The sequence below is a fragment of the Sphingobacterium sp. FBM7-1 genome, from assembly GCF_020687765.1.
In the GTDB taxonomy this organism is placed as follows: domain Bacteria; phylum Bacteroidota; class Bacteroidia; order Sphingobacteriales; family Sphingobacteriaceae; genus Sphingobacterium.
Window position 1 is genome coordinate 41630 of the sequence record NZ_JAJEWJ010000009.1, and the last position, 18121, is coordinate 59750.

The following is an 18121-nucleotide window of genomic DNA, read 5'->3' on the forward strand; positions in this document are numbered from 1 at the left end:
GATATAGTTAAAAAGTTAGGGGGTTTCCAATATAATAATCAATGACCTTTCCGCGAAACACCATTTCATACTTGCGGCGGATCATTTCAAATTCTGCTTTGTTCATATTCGTCTGTGCGGTAAACATTTCCATCGAATTGGCTATGCCGACATCATAACGTTCTTTGATCGTCTCGTAAGCGACTTTAGAGGTATTGAAAGCTACCTGCGACGCGAAATATTGCTTATTCGCTGACCTCAAATCTAAAATAGCCTGTGCAATAGTTTTCTCCAGATTTCTGCGCGCCAGTGCTTCTTCATTTTCCGCTTGTAAAAAACCTATCTTTGCTTTATTTACCGCTACTTTTGTGCGGTTATTATTGAAGATCGGGACTTGAAGACTGATTCCCCCTTGAAAGGATTTATTTTCATTAATTTGGTTATAAAACTTCATTTGTTCTCCCGTAATAATGTCTGTTGCCCTAGAGGAATAATTTGTTCCGTACCCTGCATTTAGACTTAGCGAAGGGTAATAGGCGCCTTTCGCAATATCAATATTTTTGAGTGCCAATTCCTTATAGTAGCTGGCCTGTTCGATAGCTGGTTGGGTCAGTAATGCTTTTTTAAACACATCATCGAAAGAAGTAATGGCATATTCGGCCATAATATCGGCAATATTAGGTCTTTCCAACGTAAAAGTGGTGTCGGGAGATAGTTCCATCAATTGTTTCAAATTGAGCAATGACAATTCATAGGCATTTTCAGACGACATAATGTTCAGCTCATCCGTCGCCACTTGATTTTCGGCTTGCGCCAAATCTGCTAATGTTTTGTTCCCGACTTGGAACTGGATACTATCCTGCCGCAATTGTTCGCGAGATAGTTTAACCTGTTGTACGGCAGCTTCAAATAATTCGCCATTCGTAATGGCTTCCAAGTAGTTCGTTACGACGGACAATATCAAATCATTTTTGACTCTCTCCACTTCTGTGGCATCAACAGCGAGTTGGATTTTATTCGCCTTGATTTGGTTGACTTTTTGAAAGCCCTGAAATATCGCTACACTAGAAGATAATTGTCCTCCCGCACTCGTTGTCCAATCATTCCCCCGAATCAACTGGCCCGAAGTTTGGTCAAACGTCAAACCATAATTATAAGAATTGCTAATACCAACACTCAAATTCGGATACAATTCTGATTTCGATTGATAAAGATTCTGCTCACTGATCTGATACCCAAATTCGGCTTTTTTAATTTGTAGATTACGTTCTAATGTAGTCTCGACAGCCTCCTGTAATGTTACTTGTGCATATCCTATGGGAAACTCTATAACGAACAAAATGAAGAATAATACAATATAATAGGATATTTTTCGTGTCATTTGATTAATTAAGCATAAAATGATTTTTAAATTTGGGACAAATATCTGATATTATCAATATGTATTTCGTTACGGCTCCTTTTTTTTTGAGATGGTACTACCCGAAAGTGACCTTCCATAAGTCTAGAAAAGACCAAAAGATATACTTGACTTTTGACGACGGGCCCATACCAGAGGTTACGCCTTTTATATTAGATACACTTGCTGAACATCGGATCAAAGCCACTTTTTTTTGTGTGGGTGAGAATATCGACAAGCATCCCGCCATATATGATCGTATCTTAGCAGAGGGCCACCAAGTCGGTAACCACACCTACAACCACCTAAAAGGCTGGGATACGCCTGACGACATGTACCTGCAGAATATAGCCCGGTGCCAAAAGTTAACGGGTACTTCTTTATTCCGTCCGCCTTATGCCCGAGCAAAAAAATCGCAATTAAATGAGTTGTACAATGCCTACGAGGTTGTTTTTTGGGATGTGCTATCCGGCGATTTCGATACGCGGATCAGCCCAGAACAATGCTACCAAAATGTGATTCGGAACACGCAAAACGGTTCTATTATCGTCTTCCACGACAATATCAAAGCCTTACCTCGCGTAACGTATGCCTTGCCTAAAGTAATTACTTATCTGAAGCAGGCAGGATACGATTTTGGGACGTTGTAAGATTCCCCTACGGCATCGAAATAGAACTATCATCAAGATCATCCCAATCAAAATCCACTTCCATAATTTCCATAAAGAATTCTTGGGCAGAGGCGACGGAAAAATAACCCAGCGCATTATTGGAAATATTCGACGTCGGGTTTCCAGGAGCCGCGGAGCCGGGATTCGTGCTCTGGTATTCGTTCCAATAATTAAAAACTTTTTCGTCGACGCAATAACGTCTTACGGTAATATTATAACCCGGTTTCAAATCGAGATCCCGGTCGGAAACTTGATGGGTTACATATAATCCATTGTTAAACTTATCCGAAAACACCGAGGCGAAACGAGACGGAGCATCATTGATGGAAATGTCGTACTTATAGTAACTGGAAACATCGGCCGGATCGTTAAATTTGAACGTCGCAAAATAATAACTTTCCCCAAAAACTTGCTCCTTGACAATCCCTGTAGAATCTACATCGACATAATCCGGCATATAGCACGAAGACTCGTATAACTCGCCTGCTACTTCTGCCTGCAACGCGTAGTTTTGACCCGATGAGGGCATAAAATCGCGGGCGATATAATTCCCTTCTTCTTCATGCAGAAAATGGTAGACCCTGCCCCTACTGTCGGAAACTTGCAATACCGCATCGGTCACCGCCTGAGCATTTATAGGCGCATTAAAAGGAACTGTTCTAGATACGCGTATGCGCTGTACTGACCCTAAATTGGAGAGATTTGCTTCAATAACAATCCGTGGATCGGCATCGTTTAAATCTATATCAATAAGTTCTTCGCATCCCGCGAAAATGAAAAGGGCACAGCATAAATAGATATAACGTTTTATAGTCATGGCTTTAGAATTTAAAATTCCACGTTACAGATGGAATAACGCCGAAGAGTGCGATCTTATACGCCTCGGTGATGTTGGTATTAATTTCGTTCTCGCGGAAGTCAATAATATAGGCATTCCTTCTATTGTAAGCGTTGTAGACTCCAAACGTCCAACTTGAACGGAAACGCTTATCGCTCTGTACAGGTTCGTAAGTAGCGGAGAGGTCCAGCCGGTGATAGTTAGGCATTCGGTATCCGTTTCGTTCGGTGTAATAAAATAGCGTTTTACCGTCTACTTCGTATTTTCCGCTCGGAAAGGTCACGGCATTTCCGGTTTGATACACAAAGGTAGCACCCATGGTCCATTTCTTCGAAAGTTCATACATACCAACGATGGAGATATCATGTGTCCTGTCTTGTCGTGCTCGAAACCATTGCCCATTATCAATTTCATCGAACTGACGTTCGCTGCGGGCCAGGGTGTAGCTTATCCATCCATTTAGTTTTCCGCTCCGCTTCCGAAGATAGGCTTCTACGCCGTATGCCCGGCCAATGCCGTACAGGAGATCGCCTTCCAGGTATTGATTCGCTTGTAGATCGGCTCCATTTCGGAAATCGATCTGGTTATCCATGCTTTTATAATAAGTTTCTAAGGAAAATTCGTACTGGTTGTCGCGAAAATTCTGAAAATAACCGAGGGCAACCTGGTTCGCTATCTGTGGCTTAATATTCAAGCTGCTAACGACATATTGATCGGTAGGTAAACTGGAGGTCGTATTCGTTAGTTGGTGAAGGTTCTGCGTAATACGGTTATAGGATGCCTTGATACTCTGCCGTTCGTTCAGCAAGAAACTCGCCGAAAAGCGTGGCTCCAAATTCAGGTAATGCTTGGCTACTTTTCCTTTGCCGTAGTACTGCTCGGCTACCACTTCGCCATCGTCGTCGTAGGTATAAAAGGTACCGGCCCCCATCACCATAAAATTGTTTGCACGAATACCGTATATCAGGGAGAGCCAATCTGCCGGACTCCAGGTATGCGATACATAAGCGGCTACTTCTACTCCTTGCCGACTATCTACGACGATGGAATTGACCGCTGTGTTTTCACCTGCTTTTAAACTGGCCGGATGGATGGATTGCTGGGTGGCATGCACACCAAAACGCCAGGTGCTTAAGGGGTGCTGATAGAAGGAAAAATCTTGTTTGAAGTTCCAATTACGAATTTTAGATGCGATGTCAAAGTTGCTGTCATCGTTAGAAACCTGTACGTTGTAATTGAAATCGCTGTAGATCAACGATGTGTTGCTAAAAAGCTTATCGTTAAAGATATGATTCCAGCGCACGGTTGCCGTGGCGTTGCCCCAATCAAAACTAAATAGATCGGAATAACCTAGATCATCCTTCCCAAAATAACCGGATAAATAAAGCGTATTCTTATCATCAAACCGGTAATTGAGTTTCGCATTAAGGTCATAGAAGTAAAGTTTACTCTGATTAATGTCTTCGTTATTGGATAACTTCAAAAACATATCGGCATAAGTACGGCGTGCGCTGACCATAAAGGAGCTTTTATCTTTAATCAACGGTCCTTCCACCTTTAAACGGGAAGCTATAAGCCCCACTCCCCCTTCTGTTGTCCACTTCTTTTGGTTTCCGTCATTCATCGCGATGTCCATAACCGAGGAGATACGTCCGCCGAACTGAGCAGGAATGCCACCTTTGTAGAGTTGCACGTCCTTGATGGCATCAGAATTGAACGTGGAGAAAAAACCGAGTAGATGCGATGCATTATAAACGGTAGCTTCATCCAGTAAGATGAGGTTTTGGTCGCCTCCACCGCCCCGGACGTAGAAATTGGACGTACCTTCTCCACCACTCTGTACCCCCGGAAGCAGTTGTATCGTTTTCAACAAATCTTTTTCACCAAACACAACGGGTACATTCTTAACCTCTTCCATCGTGAAGTTGAGCGCCCCCATTTGTGGATCGGTTACATTATTATCCTTCCGCCGAGCAGAGATAACAACTTCTTCCAAGGTATTGTCTTCCCGTGTCAGTTCGACGTGAAGGCGCTGGCTTTCTGCGAGATCAATTTCTTCCACATAAGGCTGATACCCGACGTAGCTGTATGTAACCCGCTGTTTTCCGGCGGGTACGGTTAGGGAGTAAAAGCCGTAAGCATTTGTACTTGCGGCTTGTCGTCCTGGCTCGACTAACACGACAGCACCAATCAGTGTTTCTCCGGATTCGCCATCGCGGACTGTCCCCGTGAGTACCACCTCTTGTGCAAACGCTACAACACTACTTAAAAACAGTCCGATAACTGTCAACCACAATCTACTCATCTATTACTGTTTTTGAACATCTTGGCTTTGAAAACATTGGGCGAAAAACGCCATTTGAAAGTCTATAGATCGTGCCCAATATTCGCCGTTATGTTTACCGGGCAAGGTCAAATAGTGATGGGGGATTTGCATATAAGTCAGCTTTTCGTGTAGCTTATTATTGACGTCAAAAAAGAAATCTTCGGTACCGCAGTCAATGAATAATTGAAGGGATTTTGGGCGTACCAAATGGGTTAATTCGATCACCGTATGCGCATCCCAAACTTCCGGCTTTTCGTGATAACTGCCCAGATGTTTTTTCATGCCCCAATTATTCGGAAAAGGGCGTATATCTACACCGCCCGAAGTACTACCCGCAAAGGCAAATAGCTCCTGATGACGAAAGGCTAGATACAAGGCGCCGTGCCCCCCCATACTCAACCCGGTGATCGCACGATGGGTCCGATCGGATCCTACGCCATATCGTTGTTCCACAAAAGGTAGCAGTTCTTTCGTGATGAAGGTTTCATATTGGTAATTGTCGTCGGAGCTATCCCAATACCAGCTATCAAAACCGCCATCGGGACAAACGACCAGGTAACCATATGTATCTACCAATTGTTTGATATGTGGAGCGGTTTGTAACCAGGTTGCATGATTTCCCGAATACCCGTGCAGCAAATAAAGCGTAGCGGTGGCCTTCTTCTTATCGGGGGAGATCACAACCGCTTTGACCTCTTTATTCATCCGTGTGCTTCGCACGACAATGGTATCCACGCTGGCTGCATGGAGTTGTAATACACTGGCGATTGCCGCCAGCAAAAGAAAGATATGCTTCATCGCTATGCGTTAATTTCCAGTGAAAGCCGACAATATACGGGCATGTTGCGCCGCATCTTTCGCCCACATTTTAAATGAACGGTTGTAAAGATTCAGTTCGGCAAATACCTCAGCCTCCTCACCTTCGCTGTTTGCAAAAAATAACTTAAACGCGTAGGTACCGTTTCCGGTCAAATCGACGACGGTTTTATTGGACGAGAAGACCAATGGTGTTAACACCGCATCGGTCATCCCCTGATCGGTCGACAATTCATAAAGAGCCGCAATCGCCCTGACAAATCGGTCGGACTCCTCCCCTATGGAACTAAATTTTATCGCACCTTCCTGAAATGCCTTTTCTTCGTTTACATTACCATCCTCAAAAACACCGGCCGGGATAGCTTTACTTATTTCAATCTGTAATCCCAATGTATCCTTACCATTGAGTGATTTCCCTACGTATGTTATCGAAGAATCAGCTTCCGTGGAGTTGACTAAAGCGAGGTAAACTGCCGGATTATCCGTAGTAGATGACGCGACAAACTGGGAAAGATTAGCGGTAAGGGCATCCTCTGTCGCACTTTCGCTGCCTTTTTGGTTATTTCCGCAACTGGTGATTGTGGATACCAACATCACTGCTGCTGCTGCCTTTAGAAGTGTAGTTTTCATATGTTTACTTTTTTAATGGTTTTCTAATCACGTGGACTTTTAGTTCTTTGTTTTTGTTCGAGCCGATCCGGCCAAGGCATCGTATAATATCTCTACCGGATGATAGGATCTCCGTCCGGTACCGTCTTTAATCTGGTGCCGGCAGGACGTTCCTGCTGCCGCTATCAAGGTCTTTTCATCCGTGGCGCGTACGGCGGGTAAGAGCACCAATTCGCCTACTTTCATCGAAACCTCATAATGTTCTTCTTCGTACCCGAACGATCCGGCCATCCCGCAACAACCCGAAGGGATCACTTCTACCTGATAATTTTTCGGGAACGACAGCAAGCGCTCTGTGTATCCCACCAGATGAAAGGCCTTTTGGTAACAATGGCCGTGCAACTTAATTTTCTTTTCTTCCTGCGTAAATTGTGTTTGCTGAATGCTACCCGCTTCTATTTCACGCATCAGAAATTCATCAATCATCAAGGTATGTTTGGACAAACTTTGTGCCGCATCCCGCAGATCGGCATCCACCAAAGCAACATACTCATCGCGAAACGTAATAATAGCAGAGGGTTCTATTCCTAAAAGTGGGGTTTCTGCAGTCACTAGGTCTTTTAAAAGTCGGACATTTTTCTCAGCGATTTTCTTCGCTTCTTTGACAAAACCTTTCGAGAGGTACGTCCGGCCGCTTTCCACATGTTTTGGGATGACCACTTGGTAGCCTAAAGCGGTCAGCAAATCGTAAGCCTTTATACCAATGGCTGTATCGTTATATTCGGTAAATTCATCGCTGAATAGGTATACTTTCCGCTGACGTTTTTGAAGGGGCTGCTTGCGCGCCCACTGGGATAATGTCGTGAAATGGACGGTGGGTAAAGACCGCATAGGCGCAAAGCCAACAACCGATTTCACCATATTAGCGAGTACGGGAGTTTCGACAATAAAATTATAAAGAGGAGCTACATACGAGCCCAATCGTTGACTTTTAGTAAAATTGGCAATAACCGACGACCGGAACGGCACTCCGTGTGCATCATAATAATGCTGCAAAAACTCTGCTTTCATCTTCGCCACATCTACCCGTGATGGGCATTCGCTTTTACAGGCCTTACAGCTCAGACACAAGTCCATCACCTCTTTAATCTCTTCATGGTCAAAGCGGTTCTCCTTTGTCGAATTGGTCAAAAATTGCCGAAGCATATTTGCCCGCGCTCGAGTGGTATCCTTTTCATCACGCGTCGCCATAAATGACGGGCACATCGTGCCTCCGGTGATTTCTGTTTTCCGGCAATCGCCCGAGCCAGAACATTTTTCGGCCATGCGCAGAATCCCTTCTTCTTGGGTAAAATCTAAGTAGGTTTTCAGGTGTTTACCATCTACCACGGTGTCGTAACGCAGGGAGGTGTCCATCGCCGGCGTATTGACAATCTTATTGGCATTGAATACACCACGGGGGTCAAAAATGTTTTTGGTCTCCTGCAGTAATTGATAGACCTGTTCGCCTAATACTTTTCCGATAAACTCGCCGCGCAGACGTCCGTCGCCATGTTCGCCGCTTAAGGAACCGTTATACTTCAACACTAAATCGGTGGTGCGCTCTAATATATTCCGGAATTTTCGGCGACCTGCTGTGGTTTTGAGGTTGATAAACGGCTCAATGTGTAATTCTCCTGCCCCGGCATGTGCATAATAGGAAGCATGCACTTCTTCTTCCTGCAGTAAAGTCTGTATATCTTTTACATAGGCGGGTAAATCTTCTGGAGAGACGGCACAGTCTTCGATCAGATTCACGGGTTGTTCATCGCCCGGCAGGTTACGTATCAAACCCAGACCTGCTTTACGTACGTCCCACACGAGATTTGTTTGTACCATGCCTACAACAAACGGATAGGCGTATCCCAAACCTCGGGCCATCAGGTCTTCTCGTAGAGCCGCTGCTTTTTGGTGCAGTTCGGCCTCTCCTTCTGCACGAAACTCGATAATCAGTAACGCTTGAGGATCGCCTTCTATAAAAAAACGATTGTGCTGATAGGTAGGATGCCCCACGGTAAAGTCTAAAATATATTTATCGACGAGTTCGGAGGCTTCGGGACGATGCGCTAAGGCGACAATATTCCCTTCCATACATGCTATCATATCCGCAAAATGCACACACAACAGACCAATTTCCTTCGGGGGGAGCGGCATCAAATTCAACTTGGCTTCGGTCATGATACCGATTGTACCCTCCGATCCAGCCAATAAATTACATAAATTGAATGGCTTTTCGGAGTCTACCAGAAAATCTAACGCATATCCCGTATTGCGACGGGTTAAAGTTTTTTTCGGATATCCGGACAGGATGGCCTGTTTGTTTTCTGCTTTGGATAACAAGGTATTTAACTTCCGATAAATTTCACCTTCGCGCGTCTGCGCGGATAATTTCTCAAAAAGGGAAGCCTCATCAAGTGCTGTAAAGGTCACCTCCGAGGTGTCATCTAATAATACCTTTGCTTCCAGCAGGTTCTGGCGAGTATCTCCCCAAACGATGGAATGCAGACCTGACGAATTGTTTCCAATCATTCCGCCTACCATGGCCCGATTTGCTGTTGAGGTTTCGGGACCAAACATCAATCCATACGGCCGGAGATAACTATTAAGATCATCGCGGATCACACCGGGTTGCACGCGCACCCAACGTTCCTCCACATTTAGTTCCAACACTTGATTAAAACAGCGTGATACGTCGACAACGATACCGCTACCAACCACCTGCCCGGCCAGGGAGGTTCCTGCAGTTCGCGGAATGAGTGTCACTCCTTGTTCACCGGCAAATGCGATAAGTTTTTTTAAGTCGTCTTTTCCTTGTGGAATCGCTACGGCGAGAGGAAGTTCCTGATAAACGGAGGCATCTGTCGCGTAGGCCAACCGCATCGTCTGATGTTTAGGATTTTCGGGTAAATAAAACAACGATCCCCTTAGTCGGGAGGATAGTCGGTTTAGCTCATCTATAATTTGCACTTCTGTTCTAATAGTTTGGAAACAAATTTATGTTCTTTTTTCCGTAAAAAGAACCAAATAGAGGGGAGGGAGCTCATGAACATCAAAATAAACCTTTACGCCAACGTCGATATAAACAATATTCATTTAAAAATATTTTTACAAGAATATTATTCTGTTAACATAAAGATATTTTGAATATAATTCATTTATCCGTAAATTTGCGGCATGACAACGAAACTCGACTATAGCTTAGACCAGATCGATTATCAGATTTTGCGTATCATGCAGGAAAACGCACGCACAAACAATGCAGATATTGCTCGCGAATTGGGTATGGCACCGTCGGCTATCTTAGAACGGGTCAAGAAATTAGAACAAAAGGAGGTTATTCTACAGTACAATGCGAAAATCAATCCAGACGCGGTGGATCAGAAGCTATTATCCTTTATTTTTATTAAAGCACAGGATCCAATTGGCACCCAAAAAGTAGGGTTGCTCTTAGCCAAAATTCCGGAGGTACAAGAGGTTCATGATATCGCAGGGGATGATGGTTATTTGATTAAGGTGCGCACGAATGATGCGAAGGGATTAGTAGAACTCATGCGTAATTCGTTAGGAAAGATCGGAGAAATTATCTCCACGCGGACCACCATCGTACTAGAAACGGTAAAAGAAGAGCAAAAACTTGTCATCCCGACTATTGAAGATAAATAATATGACAAAAAGAAATCAAAATACACCTGCATCAGGCAGCATTATTTTTGCTTATCTCGTCGTCTATATTGTATGGGGTTCTACCTTTTTCTTTATAGAAAAGGCTTTGCGAAGCTTTAGCCCTTTTGTTTTGGGTTCTATACGCTTTATCATAGCCGGTTCGTTATTGATGGGCTACTGCTATTTGAAAGGGTATAAACTTTTTTCTAGAACAGCGGTAAGGGACGCTTTATTTGTCGGATTCTTACTGCTATTCGTGGACATGGCCGCCATTATATGGGCAGAACAATATATTTCGAGCGCTATTGTGACGATTATCGCCGCAGCTACGGCGATCTGGTTCGTCTTGTTTGATAAACCCAAATGGAAAGAGAATTTTTCCAGTCTACCTACTGTTTTAGGGGTAGTTTTCGGCTTTTTGGGTGTATTTATGTTGTTTGCCGAACAGCTTTTTGCACCACAGGATTCCGCTGACGATAATCATATAAAGGTTACGGCGATGTTCGTATTAATTGGCGGAACTATCGCATGGACTGTGGGATCGCTGATCGCTAAATATGGTCGTGAAAAAAGAGCCCAGCAGATGCAGAAACGTGGTGAAGAAGATTTACACGTGATGGTCAAAACGGCTTGGCAAATGGCCTGCGCGGGCATTGCGTTTACTTTGGTCGCGGCTGTAAACGGAGAGTATGCTCGCTTTGAAATCGATAAGGTACTTCTGGAAGATTGGGGCGGTATTATTTACCTAGCTACAATGGGCTCTATTTTGGCATTTGGCAGTTACATTTGGTTATTACAGCACCGGCCGGCAACAGAAGTCAGTACACACGCGTATATAAATCCAATTGTAGCTCTATTATTAGCACACTACTTTACCGACCACCAGGTCACTGCCCTACAAATCGGCGGATTAGCTATTGTGCTCGGGAGCGTATTGCTCATGAATTGGAAGCTCTATAAAAACAATAAAAATGGAAAGCTTTATAAGCGTGCAAAACGAATAAAGCGGCTTCGAGAATTGGCGCCACAAAGCAGTATCCCACGCATCATGGAGCTTTCAAACTTCAACCAAAGACACGAAAAGAAAAAGGCATTGCGCAAAGAGAAAAATAATCCCTCTGCATAAAAAAGCATGTATACTGTAGCATTTTCCTTTTGCGATCCGTATTAATTCCAAAACATATCCAACACATAAAGCTTGCATAAGCTACTACTCACCCAAGTAGGTTGTAAATAGCATTATGAGAGACTATTAAGATATGGTAAAACGATTTAATACAATGAAAAAGTTATCCCTACAATTTTGTTTTTTATTGCTTCTCAGCATCTTCACCTTCAGTAGTTGTTTGAAAGATAACGACGACGGACCGTGGAATAATATGCCTTCGGCAGGCTTAATGTATTTCGTAAACGGCTTTACTGAGGCAGAATCAGGCTTACTGTACCGTTTAGACGGAAATATCGTGGGAAACCCGCTCAGCAGCGATCCGATGGTACTGGAATACAAGACATTTTCAGGCGCACTCCTGTTGAATCCCGGTAGCCGTAAATTAACCATTACAAATTACGCAACCGATCAAGACATTCTGATAGACACGACGCTTACTATTAAAGTGGATAATGGTTATACTTCCTTCGTATACGGCACAAATGAGGAGCCTAAATTTGCCATGACGCAGGATAGTGCTATAGAAAACATCGGTTCCAATGAGTCGGGGATTCGATTTTTAAACTTGGCCACGGATGTGGAAGGCGTGAATTTGTATATCGAAGGTGAAGATGAACCCTTGTACAGCAACAGACCCATAGAGACCGGCTCATCAGCGGTAGCGTATCAGACTTTCAAGACGCAACAGAGCGGCAAGTATACGTTTACCGTGACGGACGCTGCGGGCAATGAATTGGTCACGCGGGAAGACAGGGAATTGCGACGTGGTTATTATTATACCATCATGTTGATGGGTAAACCGGACAACTCGGAGACACCGCTATATATTGGTGTCGTTGAACATTATTAAAGTGAATTTCCGGATATCAGTAGCATGTGCAACCTTGCTACTGATATCGTTTTTGTTTGTATAGAATAGCAAAGACACTGATCACGATAACTCCTGCTGCAACCACCAACATTTGATTCGTGAAAGGAACATATACACGAATCAGCCCGCCCACCCCCTGCACCATTAAAACAAGTTCATTCAGCACCACACCGCTTGCCAAACTAATGGTCCAGCGATGGATTGCTCGGCTGCGATGCAGTATTTGCATTTGAAAAGCAAAACTCAATAGGAAAAGTGAAATAATAACCAAAAGCACGAGATGTAAATAGGCAATCACGATAGGACGATAACCGTATACCAATTGGCTCAAGACGGGGACCACGGAAGCCGCTTGCAACACGATCTTAAGAACGATAGCTAGCGCCACCCCTCCCCAAATAATTTTGGTCGTTGGATTGATAAGCGAAAATACATTTCGCTCCTGCAGGAGACGAAATACATCACGTAAAAATTTATACCAAATGACCAGCTGCAGTATAACAGTAAGGACGACTACCGCATATAACCAATCTGGAAAAGCTTTCCACCATAGAACAGATAGAAAATAAGCTGGAATCACACAGGAGAAAAACAACCAAAACAGTTTTTTGCTACATGCTACTCCCCCACTGCTATTGTGTAACCAATGGAGAAACAAACCCACGCAAGCGAATAAAAACCAGCCATTGTACTGAAAATGGAGGTAGAAATAAACCGAAGCTAATTGCTTTAGTGGATCCAATTGCTGGGTAACCATCAACCAAACGAGGGCAAAGGTACCGATTGCGGATAAAACAGAAAAAAACAAAGCGGCTTTAAACCAATATTTTATGACGGGTGGAAGCGTAGACCGGTTAATATCTGTCCATCCGTATCCCGCAAAAACAAAAGATATAATCAATACCAGGGTCGAAAAAATGATGGCATAAACGCCATATCCCTGCAAAATAAAACAAATAAGCATACCAAACGACGCCAATAGATTGGCGGCCAAGGTATACTGATAACGGGTTGGCAAGGAATCCATCGTCCGCAAACGGAATACGACCATCACCATGAGCACCATTATCGCATGGGAAACCCATCCCGAAAATGCAAAGTGAGAATGGGCGTGCATAATAAATTTTTGATTTACCCAGGCCATGGGAAAGATGGCTTTCAAGCGCATCAACAATCCTAGAACGGCTACTAGGAAAAGATTTAAAACGGCTACGACTAACCAGTAACGAACACTACGTTGTTGAATAAAATTCATCATCTCATATACCATCTGCGGGAATAAAAACTTTACCTTTTACGATATTCACCCGCTCGTTTCTTTCCATATTTTTTATCGCTCGTATAATGGTTTCAACCCGCAACCCCGTCATATTTGCGAGTTGTTGTCGGGTCAGCATTAAGCGATTACAATCTTGACAGATCAATTTTCGTTCCTGATTCAGGTATTGAATTAAATTTGTAATAATATCCTCCGGACAATTCCGGCTCACAATATCTGTGAGCATGAACTTAAAACGGAGGTTGCTAGCCATTGATTTCGAAAAATCAAAATGAATAGCCGGATGGTCTGTTAATATTTGTTTGAATCGATCTGCTCTTAACCGCAACAATGTACAGGCTACATCAGCGATCGCACTTGCGGCATACACCCCTTCGTCAAAAAAGGGCATTTCGCCGAAGATATCGCCTGGTTCTACGATCTTATGGAGGACTTCGCGTCCATCATCCAAAAGATTGCTCCATCGAACACGCCCGGTCACCAATTGATAATAATAAGTAGGAATGCTTCCTTCATTAAAGATCAGTTCACCGGGTTCGGCTTTTCGATAAGTTGCTCCGTTTTCCAAAAGTATATCGACAGGGATCATGCGATGCGTTTATAGTTTATATAACAACAAATTAACTATATATAAAGCATAAATCAACTGACCAAAATCACCCCAAGAAGTGACAAGAATCAATTAACCACATAAACAACTATGAAACAATAAATTAGCATCTAAAAAAAACAACCAAACTTCTTGTAAAAACTACTTTATGATCCAACGCATAAAATGCACCACCCATCCCACGGTAGATTTGTAAAACAAAACAAAAAAAGATATGTTTACTTGATAAACCAACAATAGATACGATGAAAAAATTAATGACACTTGGCATGATCGGCATATTGTTATATGCTTGTACGTCAAACACGAACAACGACCAACAAAATACACGTTCTTTTCCGGAAGAAAAATCGGCGACATCCGATCCTAGTGCCTATGATCCGACACGCGGTGAAGGAAAATTTGATGCCGTCGAGGTAGGCGATAAATTGGACGTGGCACTAGCAAAAGAAGGTAAGACAATTTCTGACTTAAAATGCGCCAGCTGCCACAAATATACGGACGAGCGCCTCGTAGGACCGGGATGGGCTGGGGTCTCCGAAAAACACAAACCAGAATGGATCATGAATTTCATCACGAATCCGGATCCAATGATCGACAAAGATCCTGAGCTACAGGCACAATTGGAATTGTGTTTGGTTCGGATGCCTAACCAGAATCTAAGCGATGAGGAGGCTCGTAGCATCCTAGAGTTTATGCGTCAAAACGACGGCGTACAATAACAAACGGAAATCAATTATTTGTTAGCATAAATACGTAAAATAATGAAACTAAAACAGTATCTAACATTAAGCCTCGCCGCCGCGACAATGGCCTCCACGTTCCAGGCCTGTCGTCCGAAAGGAGCTGGTGGTGCGCTAAGTGGCAACGCAGCGGAACGGGTTTACGTCGCTCCTGGGGAATACGACGAATTCTACACGTTCACTTCTGGGGGGTTTAGTGGTCAAATGACCGTTTATGGACTTCCAAGTGGTCGTCTACTGAAACAAATTCCGGTATTCTCGGTAAATGCGGAGAATGCTTGGGGCTTTAGTGAGGAAACCAAACCTATGCTCCAGACCTCGCACGGATTTGTACCCTGGGATGATTTACACCACATTGAGTCTTCCTTTACGGAGGGTATGCCCGACGGCAGGTGGATGTTTGCGAACTCAAACAATACGCCACGTTTAGCGCGGATCGACTTGACTACCTTTACCACGGCAGAAATTTTAGAGATCCCGAATACGGGTGGTAACCACTGTTCCCCCTTTACAACGGAGAACTCGGAGTATGTAATCGCGGCGACACGTTTTAGTGTACCTCCTGATGGCCCTGAAAGCGATGTGCCGATCGATTCGTACAAACAGAATTTCACGGGACATATTAGCTTCGTCAGCATCGAAAAAGAAAGTGGCGAAATGAATATTGCGTTTCAGCTAAAAACACCGGGACTAAACTTTGACTTGTCAAGCGCGGGTAAAGGTGTATCTGATGGCTGGTTATTTATTAGCTGCTACAACTCGGAGCAAGCGCACACCCTACTGGAAGTTAATGCGTCACAAAATGACAAGGACTTCATCATGGCGGTCAATTGGAAGAAAGCTGAAGAATATTTCAAGGCTGGAAAAGGCAAAAAACAAACCAATGTTCGCTATGCACATAACAAGTTTGATCATAAAACGCATACGGCCACTTCAGAAATGAAAACAGAGGTTACCGTATTAGACGTTGCGGACTTTGAAGATCTTGCTTATTTGATCCCTTGTCCTAAATCTCCTCACGGCGCGGACGTTAGCCCAACAGGTGAATTCATCGTGGGTAGTGGTAAATTGGCCGCGTTAATCCCGGTGTTCAGTTTTGAAAAGCTACAGAAAGCGATTAACAGCGCTGATTTCGAAGGCGAACGCTACGGTGGTATCCCGGTTGTTAATTATGAATCGGTACTACACGGCGAGGTACAAAAACCAGGCTTGGGCCCATTACACACGGAGTTTGATGAAAAAGGAAATGCATACACCTCGTTCTTCGTTTCTTCTGAAGTGGTCAAATGGGATTTAAAAACGTTGGAAGTATTGGATAGACAGCCGACTTACTATTCTGTGGGACACTTGATGGTAGCTGGTGGTAACGCTAAAACTCCTTATGGAAAGTACTTGGTTGCTTATAATAAGATTACAAAAGACCGGTTCTTACCCACCGGACCCGAATTGGCTCACAGTGCGCAGCTGTTTGATATCAGTGGCGAGAAGATGGAGCTATTGCTGGACTTCCCTACACTGGGTGAGCCACACTATGCCCAAGCCATTCCGGCAGACTTGATCAAAGATAAGTCGGTAAAAATTTACGACATCAATGCCAATGAGCACCCGCATAAAACGAATGGGGAAGCAGAAGCACGGGTCGAGCGTAACGGCAATATCGTTCGGGTATATATGACAACCATCCGTTCTCACCTGACTCCTGACGTGATTGAAGGTATACAACTTGGTGATGAAGTATACTTCCACGTGACGAATTTGGAACAAGACTGGGATATGCCGCACGGCTTTGCAATTAAAGGAAACAACAACTCCGAATTGCTCGTTATGCCGGGAGAGACAATTACGTTGAAATGGGTTCCGGACCGTGTTGGTATCTTTCCATTTTACTGTACAGACTTTTGTTCTGCACTGCACCAAGAGATGTCCGGCTACGCCAGAGTATCGCCAAAAGGAAGTAACGTTCCTATAAAATACTATACTGGCCAGCAGGCTCAATAAAAACACAAACAAATGACTGACGTTAAAAATCAACAACGTATCAAATCATTGCATAGGGCCATACTGATCATCAGCGGTATGGCCCTGTTTGCAGTCATCGCACTACCGATATGGCGTATTGAGTTGATTGCTCCGCAATATCCCGAAGGACTTGAAATGTTCATTTATAGCTATAAGCTTGGTGGGCAGGTAGAGATTATCAACGGACTCAACCATTATATCGGGATGAAAGTGCTTAAAGCTGATGATTTCATTGAATTTACAGTTTTGCCCTATATTATCGCTGTATACGCGGTATTTTTTATCCTAACGGGTCTGCTAGCGCGAAGGAAACTGGTTTATCTGCTTTTAGGGGCATTTATACTTTTCGGGATCGTAGCCATGGTGGATTTCTACAGTTGGCTATACGACTACGGTCATAACTTAGATCCCACTGCACCTATTATCGTTCCGGGCATGGCTTACCAGCCACCATTAATCGGATATAAGCAGTTGCTGAATTTTCTAGCATTTTCAATACCTGACATCGGCGGATGGATATTTATTGCTTGTGGTATATTGTTAACCTATTGCAGCGTAGCCGAGTGGCGGATAGCGCGACAAAAACTTCCTTAATCATGACAAAAATTCGATTTCTTTTCACCCTTATTTTGAGTGTCATCGTACTCTGGGGAACGCAATCTTGCAGTAGCAATAATGGTCCGCATCCCATCAAATACGGAACAGACCAGTGTGTTTATTGTAAGATGACGATCAGCGATGCTCGATTCGGCACCCAGCTAGTCACCCAAAAAGGACGTGCTTATAATTTTGATGATGTGCAGTGTATGATTGCTTACGTAGATGAGGGAAGCATCGCCCGTGAAGACGTGGCCGCATTCTATCTTCCCGATTTCAAAAGCAATGAATTAATGCCTGCCGAAACTATGTTTTATCTAAAAAGTGAAGCATTAAAGAGCCCGATGCGGGGGGATATCGCTGCTTTCGCCAACAAGGCGGATATGGAAGCCACATTGAACGCACTGGGTGGCACACCTTTACTGTGGGATGATCTTTGGGAATAAATCTGAGCATGCAAAACCTTTTTTTATATTTTTTATTGAACAGTGTTT

16 protein-coding genes are annotated in these 18121 nt (G+C 43.8%); 8 read left to right on the forward strand and 8 right to left on the reverse strand.

The window, feature by feature from the left end; all coding sequences use genetic code 11:
- Positions 1–7: 7 nt before the first annotated feature.
- Positions 8–1360, reverse strand: a complete 1353-nt coding sequence (locus tag LKO28_RS13730; RefSeq protein WP_227695551.1) for a TolC family protein — start codon at positions 1358–1360, stop codon at positions 8–10.
- Between the two features lie 32 nt (positions 1361–1392).
- Between LKO28_RS13730 and LKO28_RS13735 the strand changes: the two genes are divergently transcribed.
- Positions 1393–2028, forward strand: coding sequence for a polysaccharide deacetylase family protein (locus LKO28_RS13735; protein WP_317206637.1), 636 nt, complete (start codon positions 1393–1395; stop codon positions 2026–2028).
- A 7-nt stretch (positions 2029–2035) separates the two neighbouring features.
- Here LKO28_RS13735 and LKO28_RS13740 read toward each other — a convergent pair whose 3' ends face one another.
- The 5 genes from LKO28_RS13740 to LKO28_RS13760 are packed head-to-tail and all read right to left on the reverse strand — an operon-like array spanning position 2036 to position 9644.
- Positions 2036–2866: a DUF4249 domain-containing protein gene (locus LKO28_RS13740; protein WP_227695552.1), complete on the reverse strand. Its 831-nt coding sequence runs from the start codon at positions 2864–2866 to the stop codon at positions 2036–2038.
- 4 nt (positions 2867–2870) lie between these two features.
- Positions 2871–5192 (reverse strand): TonB-dependent receptor, encoded by a 2322-nt coding sequence (locus LKO28_RS13745; protein ID WP_227695553.1) that lies wholly within the window; start codon positions 5190–5192, stop codon positions 2871–2873.
- A 3-nt stretch (positions 5193–5195) separates the two neighbouring features.
- On the reverse strand, positions 5196–6011 hold the full coding sequence (locus tag LKO28_RS13750) for an alpha/beta hydrolase (RefSeq protein WP_227695554.1): 816 nt from the start codon (positions 6009–6011) through the stop codon (positions 5196–5198).
- 9 nt (positions 6012–6020) lie between these two features.
- Positions 6021–6659, reverse strand: coding sequence for a hypothetical protein (locus tag LKO28_RS13755; RefSeq protein ID WP_227695555.1), 639 nt, complete (start codon positions 6657–6659; stop codon positions 6021–6023).
- A gap of 39 nt (positions 6660–6698) precedes the next feature.
- On the reverse strand, positions 6699–9644 hold the full coding sequence (locus tag LKO28_RS13760) for an FAD-binding and (Fe-S)-binding domain-containing protein (RefSeq protein ID WP_227695557.1): 2946 nt from the start codon (positions 9642–9644) through the stop codon (positions 6699–6701).
- Positions 9645–9851: 207 nt separating this feature from the next.
- Here LKO28_RS13760 and LKO28_RS13765 point away from each other — a divergent pair, with 207 nt between their 5' ends.
- The 3 genes from LKO28_RS13765 to LKO28_RS13775 all read left to right on the forward strand — a co-directional run bounded on the left by LKO28_RS13765 (position 9852) and on the right by LKO28_RS13775 (position 12358).
- On the forward strand, positions 9852–10340 hold the full coding sequence (locus LKO28_RS13765; RefSeq protein ID WP_227695558.1) for an Lrp/AsnC family transcriptional regulator: 489 nt from the start codon (positions 9852–9854) through the stop codon (positions 10338–10340).
- A gap of 1 nt (position 10341) precedes the next feature.
- Positions 10342–11466, forward strand: a complete 1125-nt coding sequence (locus LKO28_RS13770; protein WP_227695559.1) for a DMT family transporter — start codon at positions 10342–10344, stop codon at positions 11464–11466.
- 154 nt (positions 11467–11620) lie between these two features.
- The gene (locus tag LKO28_RS13775) at positions 11621–12358 is read left to right on the forward strand and encodes a DUF4397 domain-containing protein (protein ID WP_227695560.1); all 738 of its coding nucleotides are present in this window, start codon (positions 11621–11623) and stop codon (positions 12356–12358) included.
- A 37-nt stretch (positions 12359–12395) separates the two neighbouring features.
- On the opposite strand, the gene LKO28_RS13780 is transcribed toward LKO28_RS13775, so the two are convergent.
- The gene (locus tag LKO28_RS13780; RefSeq protein WP_227695561.1) at positions 12396–13637 is read right to left on the reverse strand and encodes a hypothetical protein; all 1242 of its coding nucleotides are present in this window, start codon (positions 13635–13637) and stop codon (positions 12396–12398) included.
- A gap of 1 nt (position 13638) precedes the next feature.
- The gene (locus tag LKO28_RS13785; protein WP_227695562.1) at positions 13639–14247 is read right to left on the reverse strand and encodes a Crp/Fnr family transcriptional regulator; all 609 of its coding nucleotides are present in this window, start codon (positions 14245–14247) and stop codon (positions 13639–13641) included.
- 266 nt (positions 14248–14513) lie between these two features.
- Between LKO28_RS13785 and LKO28_RS13790 the strand changes: the two genes are divergently transcribed.
- From LKO28_RS13790 to LKO28_RS13805, 4 genes are read left to right on the forward strand one after another with little or no spacing between them, the layout of a single operon-like run.
- Positions 14514–14990, forward strand: coding sequence for a c-type cytochrome (locus LKO28_RS13790; protein WP_227695563.1), 477 nt, complete (start codon positions 14514–14516; stop codon positions 14988–14990).
- 42 nt (positions 14991–15032) lie between these two features.
- Complete coding sequence (gene nosZ / locus LKO28_RS13795; protein ID WP_227695565.1) at positions 15033–17009, forward strand: Sec-dependent nitrous-oxide reductase; 1977 nt, start codon at positions 15033–15035, stop codon at positions 17007–17009.
- A 12-nt stretch (positions 17010–17021) separates the two neighbouring features.
- On the forward strand, positions 17022–17624 hold the full coding sequence (locus LKO28_RS13800) for a hypothetical protein (protein ID WP_227695567.1): 603 nt from the start codon (positions 17022–17024) through the stop codon (positions 17622–17624).
- A gap of 2 nt (positions 17625–17626) precedes the next feature.
- Positions 17627–18073, forward strand: coding sequence for a nitrous oxide reductase accessory protein NosL (locus LKO28_RS13805; protein ID WP_227695568.1), 447 nt, complete (start codon positions 17627–17629; stop codon positions 18071–18073).
- The last annotated feature ends 48 nt before the right edge of the window (positions 18074–18121 follow it).